Annotated in this window: 19 protein-coding genes; 10 read left to right on the top strand and 9 right to left on the bottom strand. The window is 69.4% G+C overall.

Annotated features, from left to right (window positions below; translation table 11 throughout):
• Positions 1 to 42: 42 nt before the first annotated feature.
• The 6 genes from DEU38_RS13495 to DEU38_RS13470 all read right to left on the bottom strand — a co-directional run bounded on the left by DEU38_RS13495 (position 43) and on the right by DEU38_RS13470 (position 7,047).
• Positions 43 to 1,548 (bottom strand): amino acid permease, encoded by a 1,506-nt coding sequence (locus DEU38_RS13495; RefSeq protein ID WP_114721922.1) that lies wholly within the window; start codon positions 1,546 to 1,548, stop codon positions 43 to 45.
• 75 nt (positions 1,549 to 1,623) lie between these two features.
• The gene (locus tag DEU38_RS13490; RefSeq protein WP_114721921.1) at positions 1,624 to 2,544 is read right to left on the bottom strand and encodes a cation diffusion facilitator family transporter; all 921 of its coding nucleotides are present in this window, start codon (positions 2,542 to 2,544) and stop codon (positions 1,624 to 1,626) included.
• A gap of 47 nt (positions 2,545 to 2,591) precedes the next feature.
• The gene (gene manA, locus DEU38_RS13485) at positions 2,592 to 3,839 is read right to left on the bottom strand and encodes a mannose-6-phosphate isomerase, class I (protein WP_114721920.1); all 1,248 of its coding nucleotides are present in this window, start codon (positions 3,837 to 3,839) and stop codon (positions 2,592 to 2,594) included.
• Complete coding sequence (locus DEU38_RS13480; protein ID WP_114721919.1) at positions 3,839 to 4,978, bottom strand: tobH protein; 1,140 nt, start codon at positions 4,976 to 4,978, stop codon at positions 3,839 to 3,841. The genes manA and DEU38_RS13480 overlap by 1 nt, the downstream gene beginning before the upstream one ends.
• A gap of 78 nt (positions 4,979 to 5,056) precedes the next feature.
• Positions 5,057 to 6,439: a phosphomannomutase/phosphoglucomutase gene (locus tag DEU38_RS13475; RefSeq protein WP_114721918.1), complete on the bottom strand. Its 1,383-nt coding sequence runs from the start codon at positions 6,437 to 6,439 to the stop codon at positions 5,057 to 5,059.
• A gap of 209 nt (positions 6,440 to 6,648) precedes the next feature.
• Positions 6,649 to 7,047 (bottom strand): DUF3499 domain-containing protein, encoded by a 399-nt coding sequence (locus DEU38_RS13470; RefSeq protein WP_114721917.1) that lies wholly within the window; start codon positions 7,045 to 7,047, stop codon positions 6,649 to 6,651.
• Between the two features lie 131 nt (positions 7,048 to 7,178).
• Here DEU38_RS13470 and DEU38_RS13465 point away from each other — a divergent pair, with 131 nt between their 5' ends.
• Positions 7,179 to 7,670: a metallopeptidase family protein gene (locus tag DEU38_RS13465; protein WP_114721916.1), complete on the top strand. Its 492-nt coding sequence runs from the start codon at positions 7,179 to 7,181 to the stop codon at positions 7,668 to 7,670.
• 7 nt (positions 7,671 to 7,677) lie between these two features.
• Here DEU38_RS13465 and DEU38_RS28460 read toward each other — a convergent pair whose 3' ends face one another.
• Complete coding sequence (locus DEU38_RS28460; protein WP_174914882.1) at positions 7,678 to 7,911, bottom strand: WhiB family transcriptional regulator; 234 nt, start codon at positions 7,909 to 7,911, stop codon at positions 7,678 to 7,680.
• Between the two features lie 465 nt (positions 7,912 to 8,376).
• On the opposite strand from DEU38_RS28460, the gene cofD reads away from it, so the two are divergent.
• Genes cofD through DEU38_RS13445 form a run of 3 tightly spaced genes read left to right on the top strand, consistent with a single transcriptional unit; the run spans position 8,377 to position 11,312 of the window.
• A complete protein-coding gene (cofD, locus tag DEU38_RS13455) occupies positions 8,377 to 9,381 on the top strand; it encodes a 2-phospho-L-lactate transferase (RefSeq protein ID WP_114721914.1) in 1,005 nt (334 codons plus the stop codon).
• The gene (locus DEU38_RS13450) at positions 9,378 to 10,754 is read left to right on the top strand and encodes a coenzyme F420-0:L-glutamate ligase (protein ID WP_258557877.1); all 1,377 of its coding nucleotides are present in this window, start codon (positions 9,378 to 9,380) and stop codon (positions 10,752 to 10,754) included. Before cofD ends, DEU38_RS13450 begins: the two co-directional genes overlap by 4 nt.
• On the top strand, positions 10,755 to 11,312 hold the full coding sequence (locus tag DEU38_RS13445) for an NUDIX hydrolase (RefSeq protein WP_114721913.1): 558 nt from the start codon (positions 10,755 to 10,757) through the stop codon (positions 11,310 to 11,312). It begins immediately after the preceding gene.
• 25 nt (positions 11,313 to 11,337) lie between these two features.
• Here the strand turns inward: DEU38_RS13445 and DEU38_RS13440 are convergent, their stop codons facing one another.
• Together DEU38_RS13440 and DEU38_RS13435 are read right to left on the bottom strand one after the other, a co-directional pair.
• On the bottom strand, positions 11,338 to 11,985 hold the full coding sequence (locus tag DEU38_RS13440; protein ID WP_114721912.1) for a CoA transferase subunit B: 648 nt from the start codon (positions 11,983 to 11,985) through the stop codon (positions 11,338 to 11,340).
• On the bottom strand, positions 11,982 to 12,728 hold the full coding sequence (locus DEU38_RS13435; protein ID WP_114722007.1) for a CoA transferase subunit A: 747 nt from the start codon (positions 12,726 to 12,728) through the stop codon (positions 11,982 to 11,984). Before DEU38_RS13435 ends, DEU38_RS13440 begins: the two co-directional genes overlap by 4 nt.
• 185 nt (positions 12,729 to 12,913) lie before the next feature.
• On the opposite strand from DEU38_RS13435, the gene pcaH reads away from it, so the two are divergent.
• The 6 genes from pcaH to DEU38_RS13405 all read left to right on the top strand — a co-directional run bounded on the left by pcaH (position 12,914) and on the right by DEU38_RS13405 (position 18,911).
• Positions 12,914 to 13,636 (top strand): protocatechuate 3,4-dioxygenase subunit beta, encoded by a 723-nt coding sequence (gene pcaH, locus DEU38_RS13430; RefSeq protein ID WP_114721911.1) that lies wholly within the window; start codon positions 12,914 to 12,916, stop codon positions 13,634 to 13,636.
• Positions 13,629 to 14,273, top strand: coding sequence for a protocatechuate 3,4-dioxygenase subunit alpha (gene pcaG / locus DEU38_RS13425; RefSeq protein WP_114721910.1), 645 nt, complete (start codon positions 13,629 to 13,631; stop codon positions 14,271 to 14,273). Before pcaH ends, pcaG begins: the two co-directional genes overlap by 8 nt.
• 13 nt (positions 14,274 to 14,286) lie before the next feature.
• Positions 14,287 to 15,645, top strand: a complete 1,359-nt coding sequence (gene pcaB, locus DEU38_RS13420) for a 3-carboxy-cis,cis-muconate cycloisomerase (RefSeq protein WP_114721909.1) — start codon at positions 14,287 to 14,289, stop codon at positions 15,643 to 15,645.
• Positions 15,642 to 16,829 (top strand): 3-oxoadipate enol-lactonase, encoded by a 1,188-nt coding sequence (gene pcaD / locus DEU38_RS13415; RefSeq protein ID WP_114721908.1) that lies wholly within the window; start codon positions 15,642 to 15,644, stop codon positions 16,827 to 16,829. Before pcaB ends, pcaD begins: the two co-directional genes overlap by 4 nt.
• Before the next feature lie 95 nt (positions 16,830 to 16,924).
• Positions 16,925 to 17,707: an IclR family transcriptional regulator C-terminal domain-containing protein gene (locus tag DEU38_RS13410; protein ID WP_254623022.1), complete on the top strand. Its 783-nt coding sequence runs from the start codon at positions 16,925 to 16,927 to the stop codon at positions 17,705 to 17,707.
• On the top strand, positions 17,700 to 18,911 hold the full coding sequence (locus tag DEU38_RS13405; protein WP_114721906.1) for an acetyl-CoA C-acetyltransferase: 1,212 nt from the start codon (positions 17,700 to 17,702) through the stop codon (positions 18,909 to 18,911). The genes DEU38_RS13410 and DEU38_RS13405 overlap by 8 nt, the downstream gene beginning before the upstream one ends.
• Positions 18,912 to 18,945: the final 34 nt, after the last annotated feature.

Here is an 18,945-nt window from a genome sequence, read left to right as displayed (position 1 = left end):
ATACGTATGACGTCTAGACAATCACGCCGATTTGTAAAACGATCAGGTGGTGTCGCTTTTCGCCGCACGGGCCCGGATGCTCAGCATCGAGTGCCGGCGACTGTAGGCGAAGTACACGACCACGCCGATCGCCATCCAGACGACGAACCGCAGCCACGTCTCGACCGACAGATTCACCATGAGCCACACACACGCGATGACCGCGAGGATCGGGACCAGCGGCACGAGGGGCACCCGGAATCCGCGCGGCAGGTCGGGACGGGTCCGCCGCAGCACCACGACGCCGATCGACACCAACACGAACGCGAACAGCGTGCCGATGTTCACCATCTCCTCGAGCGTGCCGATCGGGAAGAAGGCCGCGAGGAGTCCGACGATGACGCCGACGAGCACCGTGATCCGCACCGGCGTCCCGTGCTTGCCGGTGGGCGCGAGCGACCGGGGCATCAGGCCGTCGCGGGACATCGCGAACAACACGCGTGTCTGCCCCAGCATCAGGACCATCACCACCGTCGTGAGGCCCGCCAGCGCGCCGAACGAGATGAGGTTCTTGGCCCAGTCCATTCCGTTGAGTGCGAACGCCGTCGCGAGCGTGGAGTTGTCGCCCGCCAGTTCGGTGTAGTTCACCATCCCGGTGAGCACGAGCGAGACCGCCACGTACAGCACCGTCACGATCGCGAGCGAGCCGAGAATGCCTCGCGGCAAGGCGGTCTGCGGATCCTTGGTCTCCTCCGCGGTGGTCGCGACCACGTCGAAACCGATGAACGCGAAGAACACCAGACTGGCGGCGGCGAGCAGGCCGTACCAACCGAACGTGCTGCCACCGGCGCCCGTGACGTACGAGAACAGCGACTGGTGGATGCCCTCCCCGGTGGAGCCGGACTCGGACGGCGGAATGTAGGGCGAGTAGTTGGATGCCTTGATGAAGAAGGCCCCGACCACCACCACGAAGAGCACGACCGCCACCTTGATCGCGGTGATCACCGCCGAGACCCGCGACGACAACTTCGTGCCCGTCGCCAACAGCACCGTGATGACCGCGACGATCAGGACCGCACCCCAGTCGATCTTCAGCGACCCGACATGCACGATCGGCGTGGCACTTCCGAGGACCTCGCCGAGATACAGCGACCAACCCTTCGCAACCACCGAGGCCGCGAGCGCGAACTCGAGGATGAGATCCCAGCCGATGATCCACGCGACGAACTCACCGAACGTCGCGTACGAGAAGGTATATGCGCTGCCCGCGACGGGCACGGTCGACGCGAACTCGGCGTAACACAGCGCGGCCAGTGCGCACGCGACCGCGGCGAAGGCGAACGCGAGCGACACCGAGGGTCCCGCAACGTTGCCGGCGGTGCGGGCCGTCAAGGTGAAGATGCCGGCGCCGATCACGACCGCGACCCCGAACACCGTCAGGTCCCACGCGGTCAGGTCCTTGCGGAGTTTGGTCTCCGGTTCGTCGGTCTCGAGAATCGACTGTTCGATCGACTTGGTCCGAAACAGCACGGAGCGGGGCTTCGCCGCCTTCCGGTCGGGTGTCACCATCACGTCCTCCTCGGGAGGTAGGGATGGTCGTCAGCCTATGCCCGGACGCGGACCGCAGCACGGTTTCCGGATCGGCTACCCCGCGGTGGCGCGGTACAGGTCGGGTTCGAGATAGATCAGGCGAGCGGCCGGAACCGCGGCCCGTACCCGTGCTTCGGCCTCGTCGATCGCGGTCGCGACGTCCTCGATGTCGGCGCCCGGCGTGATCGCGACCTTGGCCGCGACCAGGATCTCCTCGGGCCCCAGATACTGGGTCCGGCAGTGGATCACACGATCGATCCGGACACCGTCGACGAGCGCTGACAGGATCCGGTTCTCCTCGTCCTGCGTCGCGCCCTCACCGATCAGCAGGCTCTTCATCTCGATGATGAGCACGATCGCGATGATGCCCAGCAGGGCACCGATGCAGAGGGTGCCGACGCCGTCCCACACCGGATCGCCGGTGGCCATCGTCAACCCGACGCCGCCGAGCGCGAGAACCAGACCGATGAGGGCACCGGTGTCCTCGAGCAGTACGACCGGCAGTTCGGGGGTGCGCGACGTGCGGATGAAACCCCACCAGGTCGCCTTCCCCTTCAGCGGGCGGGATTCCTTGACCGCGGTGAGGAAGCTGTACGACTCGAGTCCGATCGCGACCAGCAGGATCACGATCGCCACCATCGGCGACGACAGGCCCTCCGGGTGCTGGATCTTGTGGATGCCCTCGTAGATCGCGAACAGCGAACCGAGGGTGAACAGCACGAGCGCCACGACGAACGAGTAGAAGTACCGGTTGCGCCCGTAGCCGAACTGGTGGAGCTGGTCGGCCTGCTTCTCGGCACGGTTCTGACCGAACAGCAGCAGCCCCTGATTGGACGTATCGGCGACCGAGTGAACCGATTCGGCCAGCATCGACGACGACCCCGTGATGAGGAAGCCGGTGAACTTGGCGACCGCGATTCCCGCATTCGCGGTCAGTGCCGCGAGGATCGCCTTCTTGCCCCCGTGAGCCGTCACCGGCTTCTCCTCTCGTCGAATTCGAGTGGATCACACGCTACGGGCACTCAGTGGGTCACATCGCCGACGGCAGCACGGAAGATCTGGGTGTCGTCGGCACATGCCTGAATGTGAACCGCGTTGTCCGACGCGGAGATCCACGCGGCTGCACCCCGCTCGAGCATCAGCGACTGCGAATCGCACTCCAGTTTCGCGGCACCCGACGTGCACAGCAGGATCTGCGGACCGTCCGGTTCGACCATGGTGGCCGCGTCCGGACCCGCCCCCGACGCATCGAGGTCGATCCGGGACAGTACGAACTCCGGGGCCGGCGTCCGGTACGTCGACTCCCCCACCCGGCCGGTCGCGACCGACGTCAGAACGGGAACGTCCACCGACTCGAAATCCAACACCCGCAACAGTTCCGGGACGTCGACGTGCTTGGGCGTGAGGCCACCGCGCAGCACGTTGTCGGAGTTCGCCATGATCTCCACCGCGGTCCCGTGCAGGTAGGCGTGGAGGTTGCCGGCGTCCAGGAAGAGTCCCTGCCCCGGCTCGAGGGTCACCCGGTTGAGCAGCAGGGACGCCATGACCCCCGCGTCCCCGGGATAGCCCTCGCTCAGCTCCAGCGCCGTCCGCGCCTCCTGTGCGAACTCCGCCGTCCCCGACCCCGTGGCCGACAGGTACGCGACGCACCCGTCGAGCACCGCCGGCAGCAGGGCCGCGAGCGCGTGCGGCGGCAACGTGATCCACGTCGTGAACAGGGCCCGCAGGCCGTCCGGGTCGGGCTGCCCGGCGAGCAAACCCGCGTAGGGCTCGAGCTCCGGCACGTTCAGGGCGCTCAGCAGGCGCACCGTCCGGTGTGGATCACGGAAGCCGGCGAGCGCCTCGAACCGGGTGAGCGCCACGACGAGTTCGGGCTTGTGGCTCGCGTCGCGGTAGTTCCGTTCCGCCGAGTCGACGGGGATACCGGACGCCTCCTCGCGCGCGAAGCCCTCGCGGGCCTGCTCGGCGCTCGGGTGAGCCTGCAAGGACAACGGCTCGTCGGCGGCGAGCACCTTGAGCAGGAAGGGCAGCCGCTCCCCGAACGCAGCGATGCTCCGCTCGCCCAGTTCCCGGGCCGGGTTGTCGTCGACGACGTCGCGCAAGGAACGGCTGTCGCCGTCCTCGATCACTCGCGCGGGATCACCGGGATGCGCTCCCAGCCACAGTTCTGCCTCCGGATGTGCGCTGGGGCTCGGACGTCCGCACAGTTCCGCGAGCGCGGTCCGTGACCCCCAGGCGTAGGACCGGAGCGCACCTTCGAGTTGGCGCACTAGTTACCACCGATCAAACGTAGGTAGGCCGCGCTCATCTCGAGCCGACCGACGAGTACTGCTATCTGCTCGATCTCCGTCCGAGTCGCGGACACCGCCGGGGAATCGGCCGGTGATCCGGGCGGCGCGTCGTATCGGGGACCGGCCGTCGCCGCTTCCGATTCCGCGACGACGAGGTCGACATCCGGCAGTGCCGCGACGCGACGCTCGACGAGCGGCCGATTCGCCTCCGCGGCGAACACCAGCACCCGCAGCGGCGCGCCCGGTGGCGGGCCGTCGAGCTGATCGTCGTGGAAGAACGGGTCGTATCCGGCCGGTGCAGCCGGATTCGCCGCCGAGAACTTCCGCACCCCGGAGACGACGTCGGCCAGCTCCGCAGCCGCGGCCACGCCCGCACCCATGCGGAGCAGGGTCTCGCTCCCGTGGCGCGCGAGGTGGGTGGTGGCGCGGGTGTCGCCGCTGAAGACCACCCGGCGGCCCTGCATGCGCGCCGCCAGGGATTTGGCCGGATTGTGGAAGACCTCGTTGCGGGGGTGGTCGCGGAGTGCCTCCTCGTCGACCGCGTCCGCGAGCCGACCCAGGTCGGGGCACACCTTGGCGGTCCGTTCCCCCTCGACCGCGATCAGCACCGCGAGGAACGCTGCGAGGTACCGCAGCAGGCCATGATGATCCGGAACCGCGATCCGCGGCGGGAGGACCGTCGCACGACCCGCGCCGGCGGCACGGAGGGGGCCCTCGTCGGGTGCGGCGACGACCACTTCCGCGCCTCGGCGCAACGCACTGTCCACGGACTCGACGAGCCGTGGATCGCCGGCATCGTCACCGGCGACGACCAGGACGTCGAGTGGCCCGACCCACGGCGGCGCACCGACGCTGACGACCAGCGGCATGCCGGTCCGGCCGCCGAGGGCCGCCACGACGATCTCGGCGGCCCGCGACGCACTTCCGTCACCGGTGACGAACACGATGCTGCGCGGCTGCAGGCCGCGCAGCCTGACCAGCCCGTCCTCCTCGACGGCGGCTTGGGTGGCACGAATCTGAGCGCCGCCGAGCGCGGCGAAACGGAGCACGCCGTCGACGTCGGCGGCCAGCAGAGCATCGGCGTCATCGAGATCGAGCAGAGACGACGGAGCTGTCATCACGAACTCACCTCCCTTTCCCCGAGTCCCTGTTCCCCGACGAGATCAGGTGCCTCGAGTATCCCAGCAATTCGATGACTAGGCGCGGACTGCTCCGAGGATCTCGGCAACGAGAGCGTCGACATCGGCCGACGTGCGCGCCTCGACGTTGAGGCGCAGCAGCGGCTCGGTGTTGGACGCGCGCAGGTTGAACCATGCCCCGTCGCCGAGGTCGACCGTGACGCCGTCCAGGCGATCGACGGAGACGGTCCGGTCCGCGAAGAGGTCGACGACGGCGGCCGTCCGTTCGGCGGCGTCGGCGACCGTCGAGTTGATCTCCCCGGACGCGGCGTAGGCCTCGTACGACTGCATCAGCTCCGACAGCGGACGATCCTGTTCGCCGAGGGCCGCCAGTACGTGCAGGGCCGCCAGCATGCCCGAATCGGCGCCCCAGAAGTCACGGAAGTAGTAGTGGGCGGAGTGCTCGCCGCCGAACACCGCACCCGTCTCGGCCATCTGCTGCTTGATGAAGGAGTGACCGACGCGGGTGCGCACGGCGGTGCCGCCGAGCTTCTCGACCAGTTCCGGCACGAAACGGGACGTGATCAGGTTGTGGATCACCGTGGCCCCGGGCTCCTTCGCGAGCTCGCGGTCGGCGACGAGCGCGGTCACCGCGGACGGCGAGACCGGGTTGCCCTTCTCGTCGACGACGAAGCAGCGGTCGGCGTCGCCGTCGAAGGCCAGACCGATGTCCGCGCCCGTGGCACGCACGTGTTCCTGCAGATCCACCAGGTTGGCGGGATCGAGGGGGTTGGCCTCGTGGTTGGGGAAGCTGCCGTCGAGCTCGAAGTACAGCGGAAGCACGGTGACGGGCATCGGCCCGAAGACGGCCGGGACGGTGTGTCCGCCCATGCCGTTGCCGGCGTCGACGGCGATCTTCAGCGGCCGCAGCTCGGCAAGGTCGACCAGGCCGCGGACAAAACTGGCGTACTGGTCGAGGAGCTCCTCCTCGGAGACCTGTCCGACCGGACCGTCGTACGCGGGGACGCCCTCGGCGACCTCGCGCGTGATCACGCCGAGGCCGGTGTCCTGGCCGACGGGCTTGGCACCGGCGCGGCACAGCTTGATGCCGTTGTACTTGGCGGGGTTGTGGCTCGCGGTGAACATCGCACCCGGGCAGTCGAGGATTCCGGACGCGAAGTACAGCTGGTCGGTGGACGCCAGGCCGATGTGGATCACGTCGAGGCCCTGCGCAACGACGCCTTCCGCGAAGGCACGGGACAGTTCGGGTGACGACTCACGCATGTCGTGGCCGATCGCGACCCGGGTCACGGCCTCGGCACCGGACTGCTCGTCACGCACCAGTCGGGCGAACGAGGCGCCCACGTCACGCACGAAGTCTGTATCGATCTGTTCTCCCACGACGCCACGGACGTCGTAGGCCTTGATCACGGCATTCACGGATTCGACAGATCGAGCCACTTCTGGTTACTCCTGCTTTTCGTAGATGCGACACATAGTTCGTCCACTGAGGTTTGTTCGCCGACCGAGTTGGTTCGACTTGGCCGTCCCACAGAGCCTAGTGGGGAGCAGGCCAACCGCGCTTCCTGAGCGAGATGTCCGGATACGTCGGCCGAGGTCGAGCAGGAAAAGGACAGATCAGGCACGGGCCGAAGCCCCGATAGAACCGATCAGTTCGCGGGGTCGGGTAAGACCCGGAGGTGCCCGCGACGCCCGGTGCGGGCGGTGGGCGGTGCCGACGGAGAGGCTGCGCCGGAGCGCGAATCGGATGCGGATCCGTCGTTGCGGGGACGCTCGCCGAGGCCGGCCTCCCGGACCGCTTCCGCAAGCGCGGTGAGGTCGTCCTCGTCGGGTGTGCTGGAGGAGAATCCGCCCTCGTACCGCACGAGTTCCCAGCCCTTGGGGGCGGTTATCCGCGATGCGTGGGTCTCGCACAGATCCCACGAATGGGGCTCGGCGACGGTGGCCAACGGGCCGACCACAGCGGTCGAATCGGAGTAGACGTACGTCAAGGTCGCGACAGCAGGGTTCTTGCACCCAGGCCGGCAGCATCGACGCAGTGATCTCACAAGGAAGGAGACTAACCCCATGTGTCCGGTTGGCCTACTCGGACACACCGACGCGACCGAGACGTGATGCGGAGGGCGGGCCGGAACGTGACGCGGTGGGGATGTCGGGGCACCGCTGTAATGTCCCCTTCATGGCCAGAGCTCGTCGTCCCCGCCCGCTGACGTCACGTTCGGTCGCGCGGCGAGGTCGCGGAATCCGCGGTCCATTGTTTCCGCCGGATCTACCGGCGGCGCGGACGCGCGCAGAGAAGTTCGATCAGCTGGTTCTGGGCGCGTTCGAGCCCATCGACGCGCGTTGGCACGATCGCTTGACGAAGCTCGACATTGCGGTGGACGACGTGCCACGGATACGCGCGATCGATCCGGATTCGGTGAACTGGCCGCCGGAGGTGGTGGCGGACGGTCCGGTGCCGCTGTCGCGGCTCATTCCGGCCGGCATCGATCGTCACGGGACCGCGACGCGGGCACGTATCGTGCTGTTCCGGCGCCCGATCGAGTTGCGCGCCAAGGATCCTCACGACCTCGAGGATCTGGTTCACGACGTGCTCGTGGAGCAGGTGTCGACGTATCTCGGGGTCGACCCCGACGTTGTCGACCCCGATCTCCCGGAGGCCGACGAGTAGTGACGAACTAGACGATTCCGCGCTTGAGGCGCCGGCGCTCCCGCTCGGAGAGCCCACCCCAGATGCCGAATCGCTCGTCATTGGCGAGCGCGTACTCGAGGCATTCCCCGCGCACCTCGCACCCCATGCAGATGCGCTTGGCCTCGCGGGTGGATCCACCCTTTTCAGGGAAGAACGCCTCGGGATCGGTCTGCGCGCACAGCGCGCGGTCCTGCCACTGATCCTCGATGGAGTCGAACATCTCGTCGAAACCTGGGATCAGACTGAGCTGCGGCACTGTCACTCCGAGCTCGAACTCGTCGTAGCTGACGCCTACTGCTGCGCCCGCTTCGGAATCGGTCCGCGGTTCGTCGCCGACCACGCTCAGAGGAGTTTCGAACTCGTATTGCTGATAGGGCATCGCTCCGCCTCCTCACCTGTATTAGCGCAGAAAATGTCGATTGATCTCGAATTCCGTGCTGTCGTTCCCACCCCGACACCCGTCCTGACAACCGCCCGAACGATGGTTCGAGTCGAGGGCCGCTCCAAGTGAACTCGCCCCTCGAACTTGGAATGACATACATGTGATTAGACATGCCCTGGCGTGTCGGGTCAAGCTGAAACCGAAAAGTCGTTTACCATCCGCCGCCCGTCGCACAGCGTGGTACAACCCGGCCGATGAGACGGCGTCGACCAGCACGCGGCGGGACCGCATAGGCTTCGAGTTGTGAACGTGACTGTATTGGTTGGCGGCGTCGGAGGGGCCCGTTTCCTCCAGGGAGTTCGAAGTCTGCTCGGCGGCCTCGACACCGGAGACGCGAATTCCGGCCCTGCGAACGACCATCGGATCACCGCGGTGGTCAATGTCGGAGACGACGTGTGGATGCACGGCCTGCGCATCTGCCCGGACCTCGACACCTGCATGTACACCCTCGGCGGCGGCATCGATCCCGAGCGCGGATGGGGCCACATCGGCGAAACTTGGAATGCGAAAGAGGAACTCGCGGCGTACGGTGCGCAGCCGGATTGGTTCGGCCTGGGCGACCGGGACATCGCGACACACCTCATCCGCAGTCAGATGCTGCGCGCCGGCTACCCGCTCTCGGCGGTCACCGAGGCCCTGTGCAACCGCTGGAAGCCCGGCGTGGCCCTGTTGCCCGTGTCGGACGATCGCAGCGAAACACATGTCGTCGTAACCGATCCCGAAAACCCCACCGGCGAGCAGCAGCGAGCGATCCACTTCCAGGAATGGTGGGTCCGTTACCGCGCACAGGTTCCCACGCACAGTTTCGCGTATGTCGGTGCGGAACAGGCGAAACCGGCTCCCGGAGTCCTCGAGGCGATCGAGTCCGCGGACGTCGTGCTGCTCGCACCGTCGAATCCGGTCGTCAGCATCGGCGCCATCCTGGCGGTGCCCGGCATCCGCGGCGCGCTGCGGACCACGAAGGCCAAGGTTGTCGGCCTCTCCCCCATCATCGGCGGAAAGCCGTTGCGCGGCATGGCCGATGAGTGCCTCGAGGTGATCGGAGTCGAGACCTCGGCGGAGGCGATCGGCCGCCACTACGGCGCGCGGTCCGGCACGGGCATCCTCGACGGCTGGCTGATCCACTCCACCGACGAGGCCGACGTGCCCGGTGTCGAGGTGCGCAGCGTCCCGCTGCTCATGACCGATCCCGATGCGACCGCCGAGATGGTCCGTGCCGCATTCGACCTGGCCGGAGTGAACTTGTGAACGACGAGTGTCGCGGTAGTGAACTCGTGACGGTGCGTGATCACGGGGCGGGGCGCGCGATCGAGATCCTGCCGGTCCCCGGGCTGCCCGAGTTCCGTCCGGGCGACGACCTGGCCGCGGCGATCGTCGGCGCGGCACCGTGGCTGGCCGACGGCGATGTCCTCGTCGTCACGAGCAAGGTCTTCTCGAAGGTCGAGGGCCGGATCGTCGCGTCGCCCACCGACCCCGAGGAACGAGACGCCGCGCGTCGACGTCTGGTCGACCAGGAGGCGGTGCGGGTGGTGGCCCGCAAGGGACGCACGCTCATCACCGAGAACCGGTTGGGCATCGTGCAGGCCGCGTCGGGGATCGACGGATCGAACGTCGACGGCGCGGAACTCGCCCTGCTGCCGGAGGATCCGGACGGAAGCGCCCGGAGGCTGCGCGAGCAGATCCGGGACCGCCTCGGTGTCGACGTCGCGGTGGTCGTGACGGACACGATGGGTCGCGCGTGGCGGATCGGCCAGATCGACGTCGCGATCGGCGCGTCGGGAGTCCCGGTCCTGCACGCGTATGCCGGCGCGGTCGACGGTCAGGGCAACGAATTGATGGTCACCGAGGTCGCGGTGGCCGACGAGATCGCGGCCGCGGGCGACCTCGTGAAAGGCAAGCTCGGCGGCATGCCGGTCGCGGTGGTCCGTGGGATCAGGCTCGACGACGACGGTTCCGTCGCCGACAAGCTGATCCGCCGCGGTCCGGAGGACCTGTTCTGGCTCGGCACTGAGGAGTCGATGGAACAGGGCCGCCGCGAGGCACTGCTGCTGCGACGGTCGGTGCGCGCGTTCTCCGAGGAGCCGGTGGACCCCGAGGTGCTGCGCGAGTCGGTCGCCGAGGCACTCACGGCGCCCGCGCCGCATCACACGCGTCCGGTACGGTTCGTGTGGCTGCGCACACCCGAGACCCGCAAGCGTGTGCTCGACGCCATGCAGCAGCGCTGGCGGGACGACCTCGCCGCCGACGGGATGAGCGCCGAGCGGATCGAGCGTCGAGTGGGCCGGGGCGACATCCTCTTCCGCGCCCCCGAGGTCGTGATCCCGTTCTGTGTGCCGGACGGTGCGCACGACTACCCGGATGAGCGGCGCACCCGGGCCGAGTCGACGATGTTCACCGTCGCGGTCGGCGCGGCCGTGCAGGGTCTGCTCGTCTCGCTCGCGACCCGCGGCGTCGGGAGCTGCTGGATCGGGTCGACGATCTTCGCGGCCGACACGGTCCGGACCGAGCTCGGTCTGCCGGACGACTGGCAGCCGCTGGGTGCGATCGCCGTCGGACATCCCCTCGAGGCGCTCACGCCGCGCGACCCCGTCGCGCCCGGCGACGCGCTGCTGGAGCTGTAGATGTCGGCACAGTCACTGCACGCGTCGGCGGTGGACTCACTCTGGAACTGGGACACCGATTCCGACGATGCGGAGTCGCTGCGGCACACGATGCTCGCGTTCCTCGATTCCGCACCCGACGGTTGCCTGCGTTCGCATGTGCCCGGGCACATCACGGCCTCGTCGCTGGTGTTGGACGAGGACGGCTCCCACGTCCTGCTGACGCTGCACCCGAGGGTGGGCCGGTGGATCCAGCTGGGCGGGCACTGCGAGCCCGGGGACGGCACCGTCGTCGACTCGGCGCTGCGGGAGGCACGCGAGGAGTCGGGGATCGAGGGGCTACGGATCGATCCGCGGTTGCTGTCGGCGCACACGCACCCCATCACGTGCTCGCTGGGTGTTCCGACGCGCCACCTGGACCTGCGGTTCCTGGTCCGGGCGCCCGGGCCCGCCTCGGCGGTGCCGGCCGTGATCAGCGACGAGTCGCAGGATCTGCGGTGGTGGCCGGTGGCCGACCTGCCCGAGGGGGCCGAGAAGGAGACGATCGACCACCTGGTCCGGTTGGCGGACGGGCGTTGAGCCCGTCCGCCGGCCGGCGGTGAAGCTAGACCAGCAGCTTCGCGGCGGTCGCGGCGACGACTTCGTCGACGCTGATGCCGGGGGCGGTCTCGACCAGGCGCAGGCCCTCGTCGGTGACGTCGAGGACGGCCATGTCGGTGATGATCCGCTGCACGCACGCCTTGCCGGTGAGCGGCAGGGTGCATTCGTCGAGGATCTTCGACTCGCCCTTCTTGGACACGTGCTCCATCATCACGATGACGCGCTTGGCGCCGTGGACGAGGTCCATCGCGCCGCCCATGCCCTTGACCATGTGGCCGGGGATCATCCAGTTGGCGAGATCACCCTTGGCGCTGACCTGCATCGCGCCGAGGACGGCGACGTCCACCTGACCGCCGCGGATCATGCCGAACGACTGCGACGAGTCGAAGTACGACGCGCCCGGCAGGACCGTGATGGTCTCCTTGCCGGCGTTGATGAGCTCGGGGTCCAGTTCGTCCTCGGTGGGGTACGGCCCCACGCCGAGCACACCGTTCTCGGAGTGCAGGACGACGGTGATGTCCTCGGGGATGTAGTTCGGCACCAGCGTCGGCATGCCGATGCCGAGGTTGACGTACTGGCCGTCGGCGAGTTCCTGGGCGACCCGCGCCGCCATCTGCTCGCGGGTCAGCTTCTGCGCAATAGCCTGAGTCATGCTCGTACCGTTCGCTTCTCGATTCCGACAGTGACCTTGCCCACGTGCACGACGCGCTGCACGTGGATGCCCGGGGTGTGGATCTGGTCCGGGTCCAGCTCGCCGGGCTCGACGAGGTGCTCGACCTGCGCGATGGTGATCCGGCCCGACGCGGCGGCCGGGGGGTTGAAGTTGCGGGCGCTGCGGCGGAACACGAGGTTGCCGTGGCGGTCGCCCTTCCATGCGTGGACGAGGGCGTAGTCGGCGGCGATGCCGCGTTCCATCACGTAGGTCTGCCCGTCGAACTCGCGGGTCTCCTTGACCGGGCTCGCGACGGCGATCCCGCCGTTGCCGTCGTAGCGGCGGGGCAGCCCGCCCTCGGCGACCTGGGTGCCGACGCCGGCCGGGGTGAAGAACGCGGGGATGCCGGCGCCGCCGGCGCGCAGCCGCTCGGCGAGCGTGCCCTGCGGCGTCAGCTCCACCTCGAGCTCGCCCGAGAGGTACTGCCTCGCGAACTCCTTGTTGTCGCCCACGTACGAGCTGATGGTCCGGCGGATACGGCCCTTCTCGAGCAGCACACCGAGGCCGAAGCCGTCGGTGCCACAGTTGTTGCTCACCGTCTCGAGATCCGTGGCGCCCTGCTCCAGCAGCGCGTTGATGAGGATCTCCGGCACTCCGACCAGACCGAATCCACCGACGGCGATCGTCGCGCCGTCCGGCACGTCTGCGACGGCCTCGGCCGCTGTGGCAATGACTTTGTCCATCATGCAGGCCAGCATACGACGACTCGTGCGTATTGTGAACCACTGTCCGCATAACGAACACGAGCGTGGCGGATCATTGATTGCGCCACAGAAAGCCACTAGCGTGTTCGCATAGCGTCCTGATGTCCACCTAGCGAACAATCTCGATTCCCCCTCACCCACCGCCCCCACTACGAGGTCGTCACATGCTTCATCTGCCCCCGCAATATCGGCCGGTCAGCACCGGCGTGAATGCCCCGCCGGACTTCGCGGACTACAAGACCACCGGGCTCCGCAGCCCCCGGCAGCCGCTGAAGCTGCTACCGCAGCGACTGGGCGAGCTCACCGGACCGGTGTTCGGCGAGGACCGCGTGCAGCCCGGCGACGCCGACCTGACGATCGCGAACGGCGGCGAGGCCCAGGGCCAGCGGATCGTCGTGCACGGTCGGGTGCTCGACAGCAACGGCAAGCCCGTCCCGAACACGCTGCTCGAGGTGTGGCAGGCCAACGCGGGCGGCCGCTACCGGCACATCGGCGACAACTGGCCCGCGCCGCTCGACCCCCACTTCGACGGCATCGGCCGCTGCGTCACCGACGCCGACGGCCACTACACCTTCACCACGATCAAGCCGGGCGCGTACCCCTGGCGCAACCACGACAACGCGTGGCGGCCGTCGCACATCCACTTCTCGCTGTTCGGTCAGGCGTTCACGCAGCGCCTCGTGACGCAGATGTACTTCCCGGACGATCCGCTGTTCTTCCAGGACCCGATCTACAACGCGGTCCCCGCCGCCGCCCGGCACCGGATGGTCAGCGTCTTCGACTACGACGCGACCGTGGCCGACTGGGCCCTGGGCTTCCGTTTCGACATCGTCCTGCGCGGACGCGACGCCACCCCGTTCGAGGACGACGAGGATCACGATGACTGACACCGCCCCCAAGAACACCGCACCGATCTACGACGTCACCCCGGGCGACTTCACCACCGCCGAGTTCGGCGTCACCCCGTCGCAGACGGTGGGCCCGTACTGGCACATCGGTCTCCCGTGGGCGGACGGCCCGGACGCCGCGCCCGAGGGCGCACCCGGCCGGATCACGCTGCGCATCACCGTCATCGACGGTGATCGCGTGCCGGTCGCCGACGCGATGATCGAGACCTGGCAGGCCGACGCCGTGGGCCGCTTCGCCCACGCCGACGATCCGCGCGGCGCTGCCGAGCCGGTTCCGGCGGGATTTCGGGGCTTCGGCCGTGCCGGGGCCGACGAAACCGGCACCGCCGCGATCCACACCGTCAAGCCGGGACCGCTGCCCGCCGAGAACGACACCGTCGAGGCCCCGCACGTCAACGTGGGCGTGTTCGCCCGCGGCATGCTCGAGCGCCTGTACACCCGGCTGTACTTCCCGGAGGACACCGACGCGCACGCCGTCGACCCGGTCCTGAAGTCACTGCCCGAGTCGCAGCGGCCGAAGCTGATCGCGCGCAAGACCGACGACGGCTACAGCCTCACGGTCTATGTTCAGGACAGCGATCCCGACGGCGTCGAGACGCCGTTCTTCGAGCTGTGACCAGGAGCATTTCGTGACCCACACCCGCGGTGAACTGTTCGATCCTCTCTTCGGCGCCGGCGGCGAGCCCGCTCTCGCCGAGGAGATCTCGGACCACGCCTGGGTTGTGGCGCTGCTCCAGGTCGAGGCCGCCCTGACCCGGGCGGCCGCGACCGTCGGACTGGTGTCGGCCGAGCACGCGGCGACGGTCACCTCCGTCGCCGCGGCGCTCGGCGCGCCGGACGGGATCGACATCGCCGACCTCGGCCGCAGATCCGCCGCCGGCGGCAATCCCGTGATCCCACTGGTCCGCCTCCTCCGGGCGGCCTGTGCCGCCGAGGGGGTTCCGGCCTCGGCCGTGCACGTGGGCGCCACCAGCCAGGACGTCATGGACTCGGCGCTGATGCTGTTGTCGCGCAGGGCGGGCCGTCGGGTGCTCGCCGATCTGCAGGCGGCGGCGAACGCCGGTGCCGAACTCGCGCGAGCGCACCGCGACACCCCGATGGTGGCGCGCACGCTCGGGCAGCAGGCCCTGCCGACCACGTTCGGCGCGCTCGCGGTGTCCTGGTTCACCGGCCTCGACGACGCGACCGCGCAGCTCGAGCGCGCCCTGTCCGCGCTGCCCGTCCAGTTCGGCGGTGCGGCGGGCACTCTCGCGGCCGTCCACCCCCACGGTCTCGCGATGGCCGAGGCCCTCGCGGACGAACTGGGCCTGGCGCGGCAGGTCGTTCCGTGGCACACCACCCGGACCCCGATCGCTGCCCTGGCGTCCGCGCTCGGCGTCGCCGCGGGAGCGATCTCCAAGCCCGCCACCGATATCACCGCGATGGCCTCGACCGAGTTCGGCGAGGTCGCCGAGGACGCACCGGGAGGCTCGTCGGCCATGCCGCACAAGCAGAACCCGGTCGCCGCGATCACGGCTCGCGCCGCCGCCCGGCGGGTGCCGGGACTGGTCGCGACGGTCCTGTCGTCCATGGACCACGAGTTCGCGCGGGCCGCGGGCGCGTGGCACGCCGAATGGGAGACGCTCACCGATCTGCTGCGCCTCACCGGCGGGGCGGCGCACCGGCTGGCCGCGAGCCTCGGCGGACTACGCGTCCACGGCGCCGCGATGGCACGCAACCTCGATATCACCGGCGGGCTCATCCTCGCCGAACGGGTCACCGGAGCACTGTCCGCGCACACCGACTCGGCGCGCGACATCGTCACCGCCGCAGCGGCTTCCGGAGTCCCGCTCGACCGGGCGCCCCAGATCACGGCCCACCTGTCCGCCGACGAACTGCGCGACCTGCTGGATCCGTCGAACTACCTCGGCCACGCCGGCGACCTCGTCGACCGTGCGCTCGCCGCCCGGACCACACAGACCGACCGAACCTTCGGAGGACTCGTATGACCCAGGACGGGCCCTGCGCCCTGCACTACGAACTACACGGCGACCCCGCCGCCCCGCCGGTCCTGCTGCTCGGTTCGCTGGGCTCGGACCTGCACATGTGGGATCCCCAGATCCGTGCGCTGTCGAGCCGCGCCCACGTGATCGCGGTCGACCACCGCGGCCACGGCGGCTCCCCCGCTCCCGCGGGCCCGTACACGATGGCCGATCTCGGCGGCGACGTCATCGCACTGCTCGACACGCTCGGCCTGGACGCGGTGCACTTCGTGGGCCTGTCCCTCGGCGGGGCCGTCGGACAGTGGCTGGCGGCGCACCACCCGCAGCGCGTACAGACGCTCACGGTGATGTGCACGGCCGCGCAGTTCGCCCCGGCCCAGCCGTGGCTCGATCGCGCGGCCGCCGTCCGCGCCGACGGCGTCGCATCCATCGCCGAGTCCGTCGTCGGACGCTGGTTCACCCCCGAACTGGCGCAGCGTGATCCGGAGCTCGTGTCCCGCCACGTCACGATGGTCTCCGGTACCACGAACGAGGGCTACGCCGCGTGCTGCGAGGCGCTGTCCTCGTGGGACGGCCGCGCCGACCTCGCCCGGATCGTCGCGCCCACGCTCGTGATCGCCGCGGAGCAGGACGGCCCGACGCCGCCGTCGGCGCTGCAGTCGATCGCCGACGGCATCGCCGGTGCCGAACTCCACGTCGTGTCCCCCGGCGCGCATCTCGCGAACGTCGAGCAGGCCGGCGCCGTGACCCGGCTGATCGAGGCGCACGTCGCGGGCTCGACGCCGGTGGGTGTGGCCCGCCGCGCGGTGCACGACGTCGGAATGTCGGTGCGCCGCTCGGTCCTCGGCGACGCGCACGTGGACCGCGCGATCGCGGGCAGCACCGCGTTCACCGACCCGTTCCAGGACTTCATCACCCGCACCGCGTGGGGCGACATCTGGGCCCGCGACGGCCTCGACCACCCCACCCGCCGCCTGCTGACGATGGCGATCCTCACCGCGGTCGGCAACGAACACGAACTCGACATGCACATCCGGGCCGCGCTGCGCGCGGGCATGGACCCGGACCTGCTCGTGGAAGTATTCCTCCATACCGCGGTGTACGCGGGTGTGCCGAACAGCAACCGGGCCTTCGCGCTCGGCAAGCAGGCCCTCGCCGACCTGGCGGGTGCCACCGAGGGGAGTACCTGACAGTGAGCAACTCGAGCGGGAGCAACTCGAGCGGGAGCAACTCGAGCGGGAGCAACTCGAGCGCGACCGAACCGACCGCGGCCTCGACGGATTACGTGCAGTCGCTCGCACGCGGCCTGTCCGTCATCCGGGCGTTCGACGCCGAGAACCCGCAGCGCACGCTCAGCGACGTCGCCCGGGCCACCGATCTCACCCGCGCGACGGCTCGTCGGTTCCTGCTCACCCTGGTCGAACTCGGCTACGTCCGCACCGACGGCTCGGTGTTCTGGCTGACCCCCCGGGTCCTCGAACTCGGCTACAGCTACCTGTCGAGCCTGTCTCTGCCCGACATCGCCCGACCGCACCTCGAATCGCTGTCGAACCAGGTCCACGAGTCGACGTCGGTGTCGATCCTCGACGACGGCGACGTCGTGTACGTCGCGCGCCGGCCGGTCAGCCGCATCATGACGGTGTCCATCACGATCGGGACCCGGTTCCCCGCGTTCGCGACGTCGATGGGCCGCGTCCTGTTGGCCGGGCTCGAACCCGCCGACCTCGACGCCTACCTGGACCGCGTCGACCTGACCCCGCTCACCGGCCGCACCATCGCCACCCCCGATGCGTTGCGCGCCGAACTCGACAAGATCCGGGCCGACGGCTACTGCGTGGTCGACCAGGAACTCGAGGAGGGCCTGCGTTCCCTCGCCGCACCGATCCGCGATCGGTCGGGCGCCGTGGTCGCCGCAGTGAACATCTCGACGCAGGCCGCGCGCTACTCGACCGAGGCGGTGTACGCCACGCTCGTCCCCGCCGCCGTCGCGACCGCAGAGGCCATCTCGGCCGACCTCGCCCGCACCCAGACTCAATCATCACCGCACCAAGGAAAACGACATGTCTGACGCAGTCATCTGCGAACCGCTCCGCACCCCCGTCGGCCGATTCGGCGGCGTCTTCCGCGACGTCGCCCCCGAGGATCTCGCGGCCACCGTCATCACCGAACTGGTCACCCGCACCGGCATCTCCGGTGCCGACATCGACGACGTGATCCTCGGCCAGGCCTCCCCCGGTGGCGAGGCCCCGGCCATCGGCCGCATCGCGGCCCTCAATGCCGGACTGGGCGTGGACGTTCCGGGTCTGCAGGTGGACCGCCGCTGCGGCTCCGGCCTGCAGGCGATCATTCAGGCAGTGATGCAGGTGCAGTCCGGCGGCAGCGACCTCGTCCTCGCCGGCGGCGTCGAGTCGATGAGCCAGGCCGAGTTCTACGCCACCGGCATGCGGTACGGCGTCCGCGGCGAATCCCTCGCCCTCAACGACCGCCTCGCCCGCGCCCGCGTCACCGCCGGCGGCCGCAACTACCCGGTGCCCGGCGGCATGATCGAGACCGCCGAGAACCTGCGCGCCGAGTTCTCCATCAGCCGCGAGGACCAGGACGCCCTCGCCGTCCAGTCGCACCAGCGCGCCGTCGCCGCACAGCGCGGCGGCATCTTCGCGCAGGAGATCGTCCCCGTGTCGGTGCCGCAGCGCAAGGGCGATCCGCTGGTCGTCGACACCGACGAGCACCCGCGCGCCGACACCAGCGTCGAGTCGCTCGCGAAGCTGCGCCCGATCCGCGGCAAGTTCGACCCCCAGTCCACCGTCACCGCCGGCAACGCCAGCGGCCAGAACGACGGCGCCGCCATCGCCATCGTCACCACGCCGGAGAAGGCGAACGCCCTCGGCCTGCGTCCGCTCGCCCGGCTCGCCAGCTGGGCCGTCGCCGGTGTGCCGCCGCGCACGATGGGCATCGGCCCGGTGCCGTCCACCGAGAAGGCCCTCTCGCGGCTCGGTCTGTCGCTGGCCGACATGGGCGTCATCGAACTCAACGAGGCGTTCGCCGCACAGGCTCTCGCGGTGACCCGCACGTGGGGTCTCGAGCCCGACGACCCGCGCCTCAACCCCAACGGCTCCGGCATCTCGCTGGGCCACCCCGTCGGCGCCACCGGCGCCCGCATCCTCGCGACGCTGCTGCGCGAGATGGACCGTCGCGAGGCCCGCTACGGCCTCGAGACCATGTGCATCGGCGGCGGCCAGGGCCTGGCCGCGGTGTTCGAGCGCCTGGGCTGACCCGAGCCTGACCCGAGTACGACCTGAGTACGAC

This window comes from Rhodococcus sp. AG1013 (assembly GCF_003350365.1).
Lineage (GTDB): Bacteria > Actinomycetota > Actinomycetes > Mycobacteriales > Mycobacteriaceae > Prescottella.
This window is presented reverse-complemented; position numbering and strand designations above follow the sequence as displayed.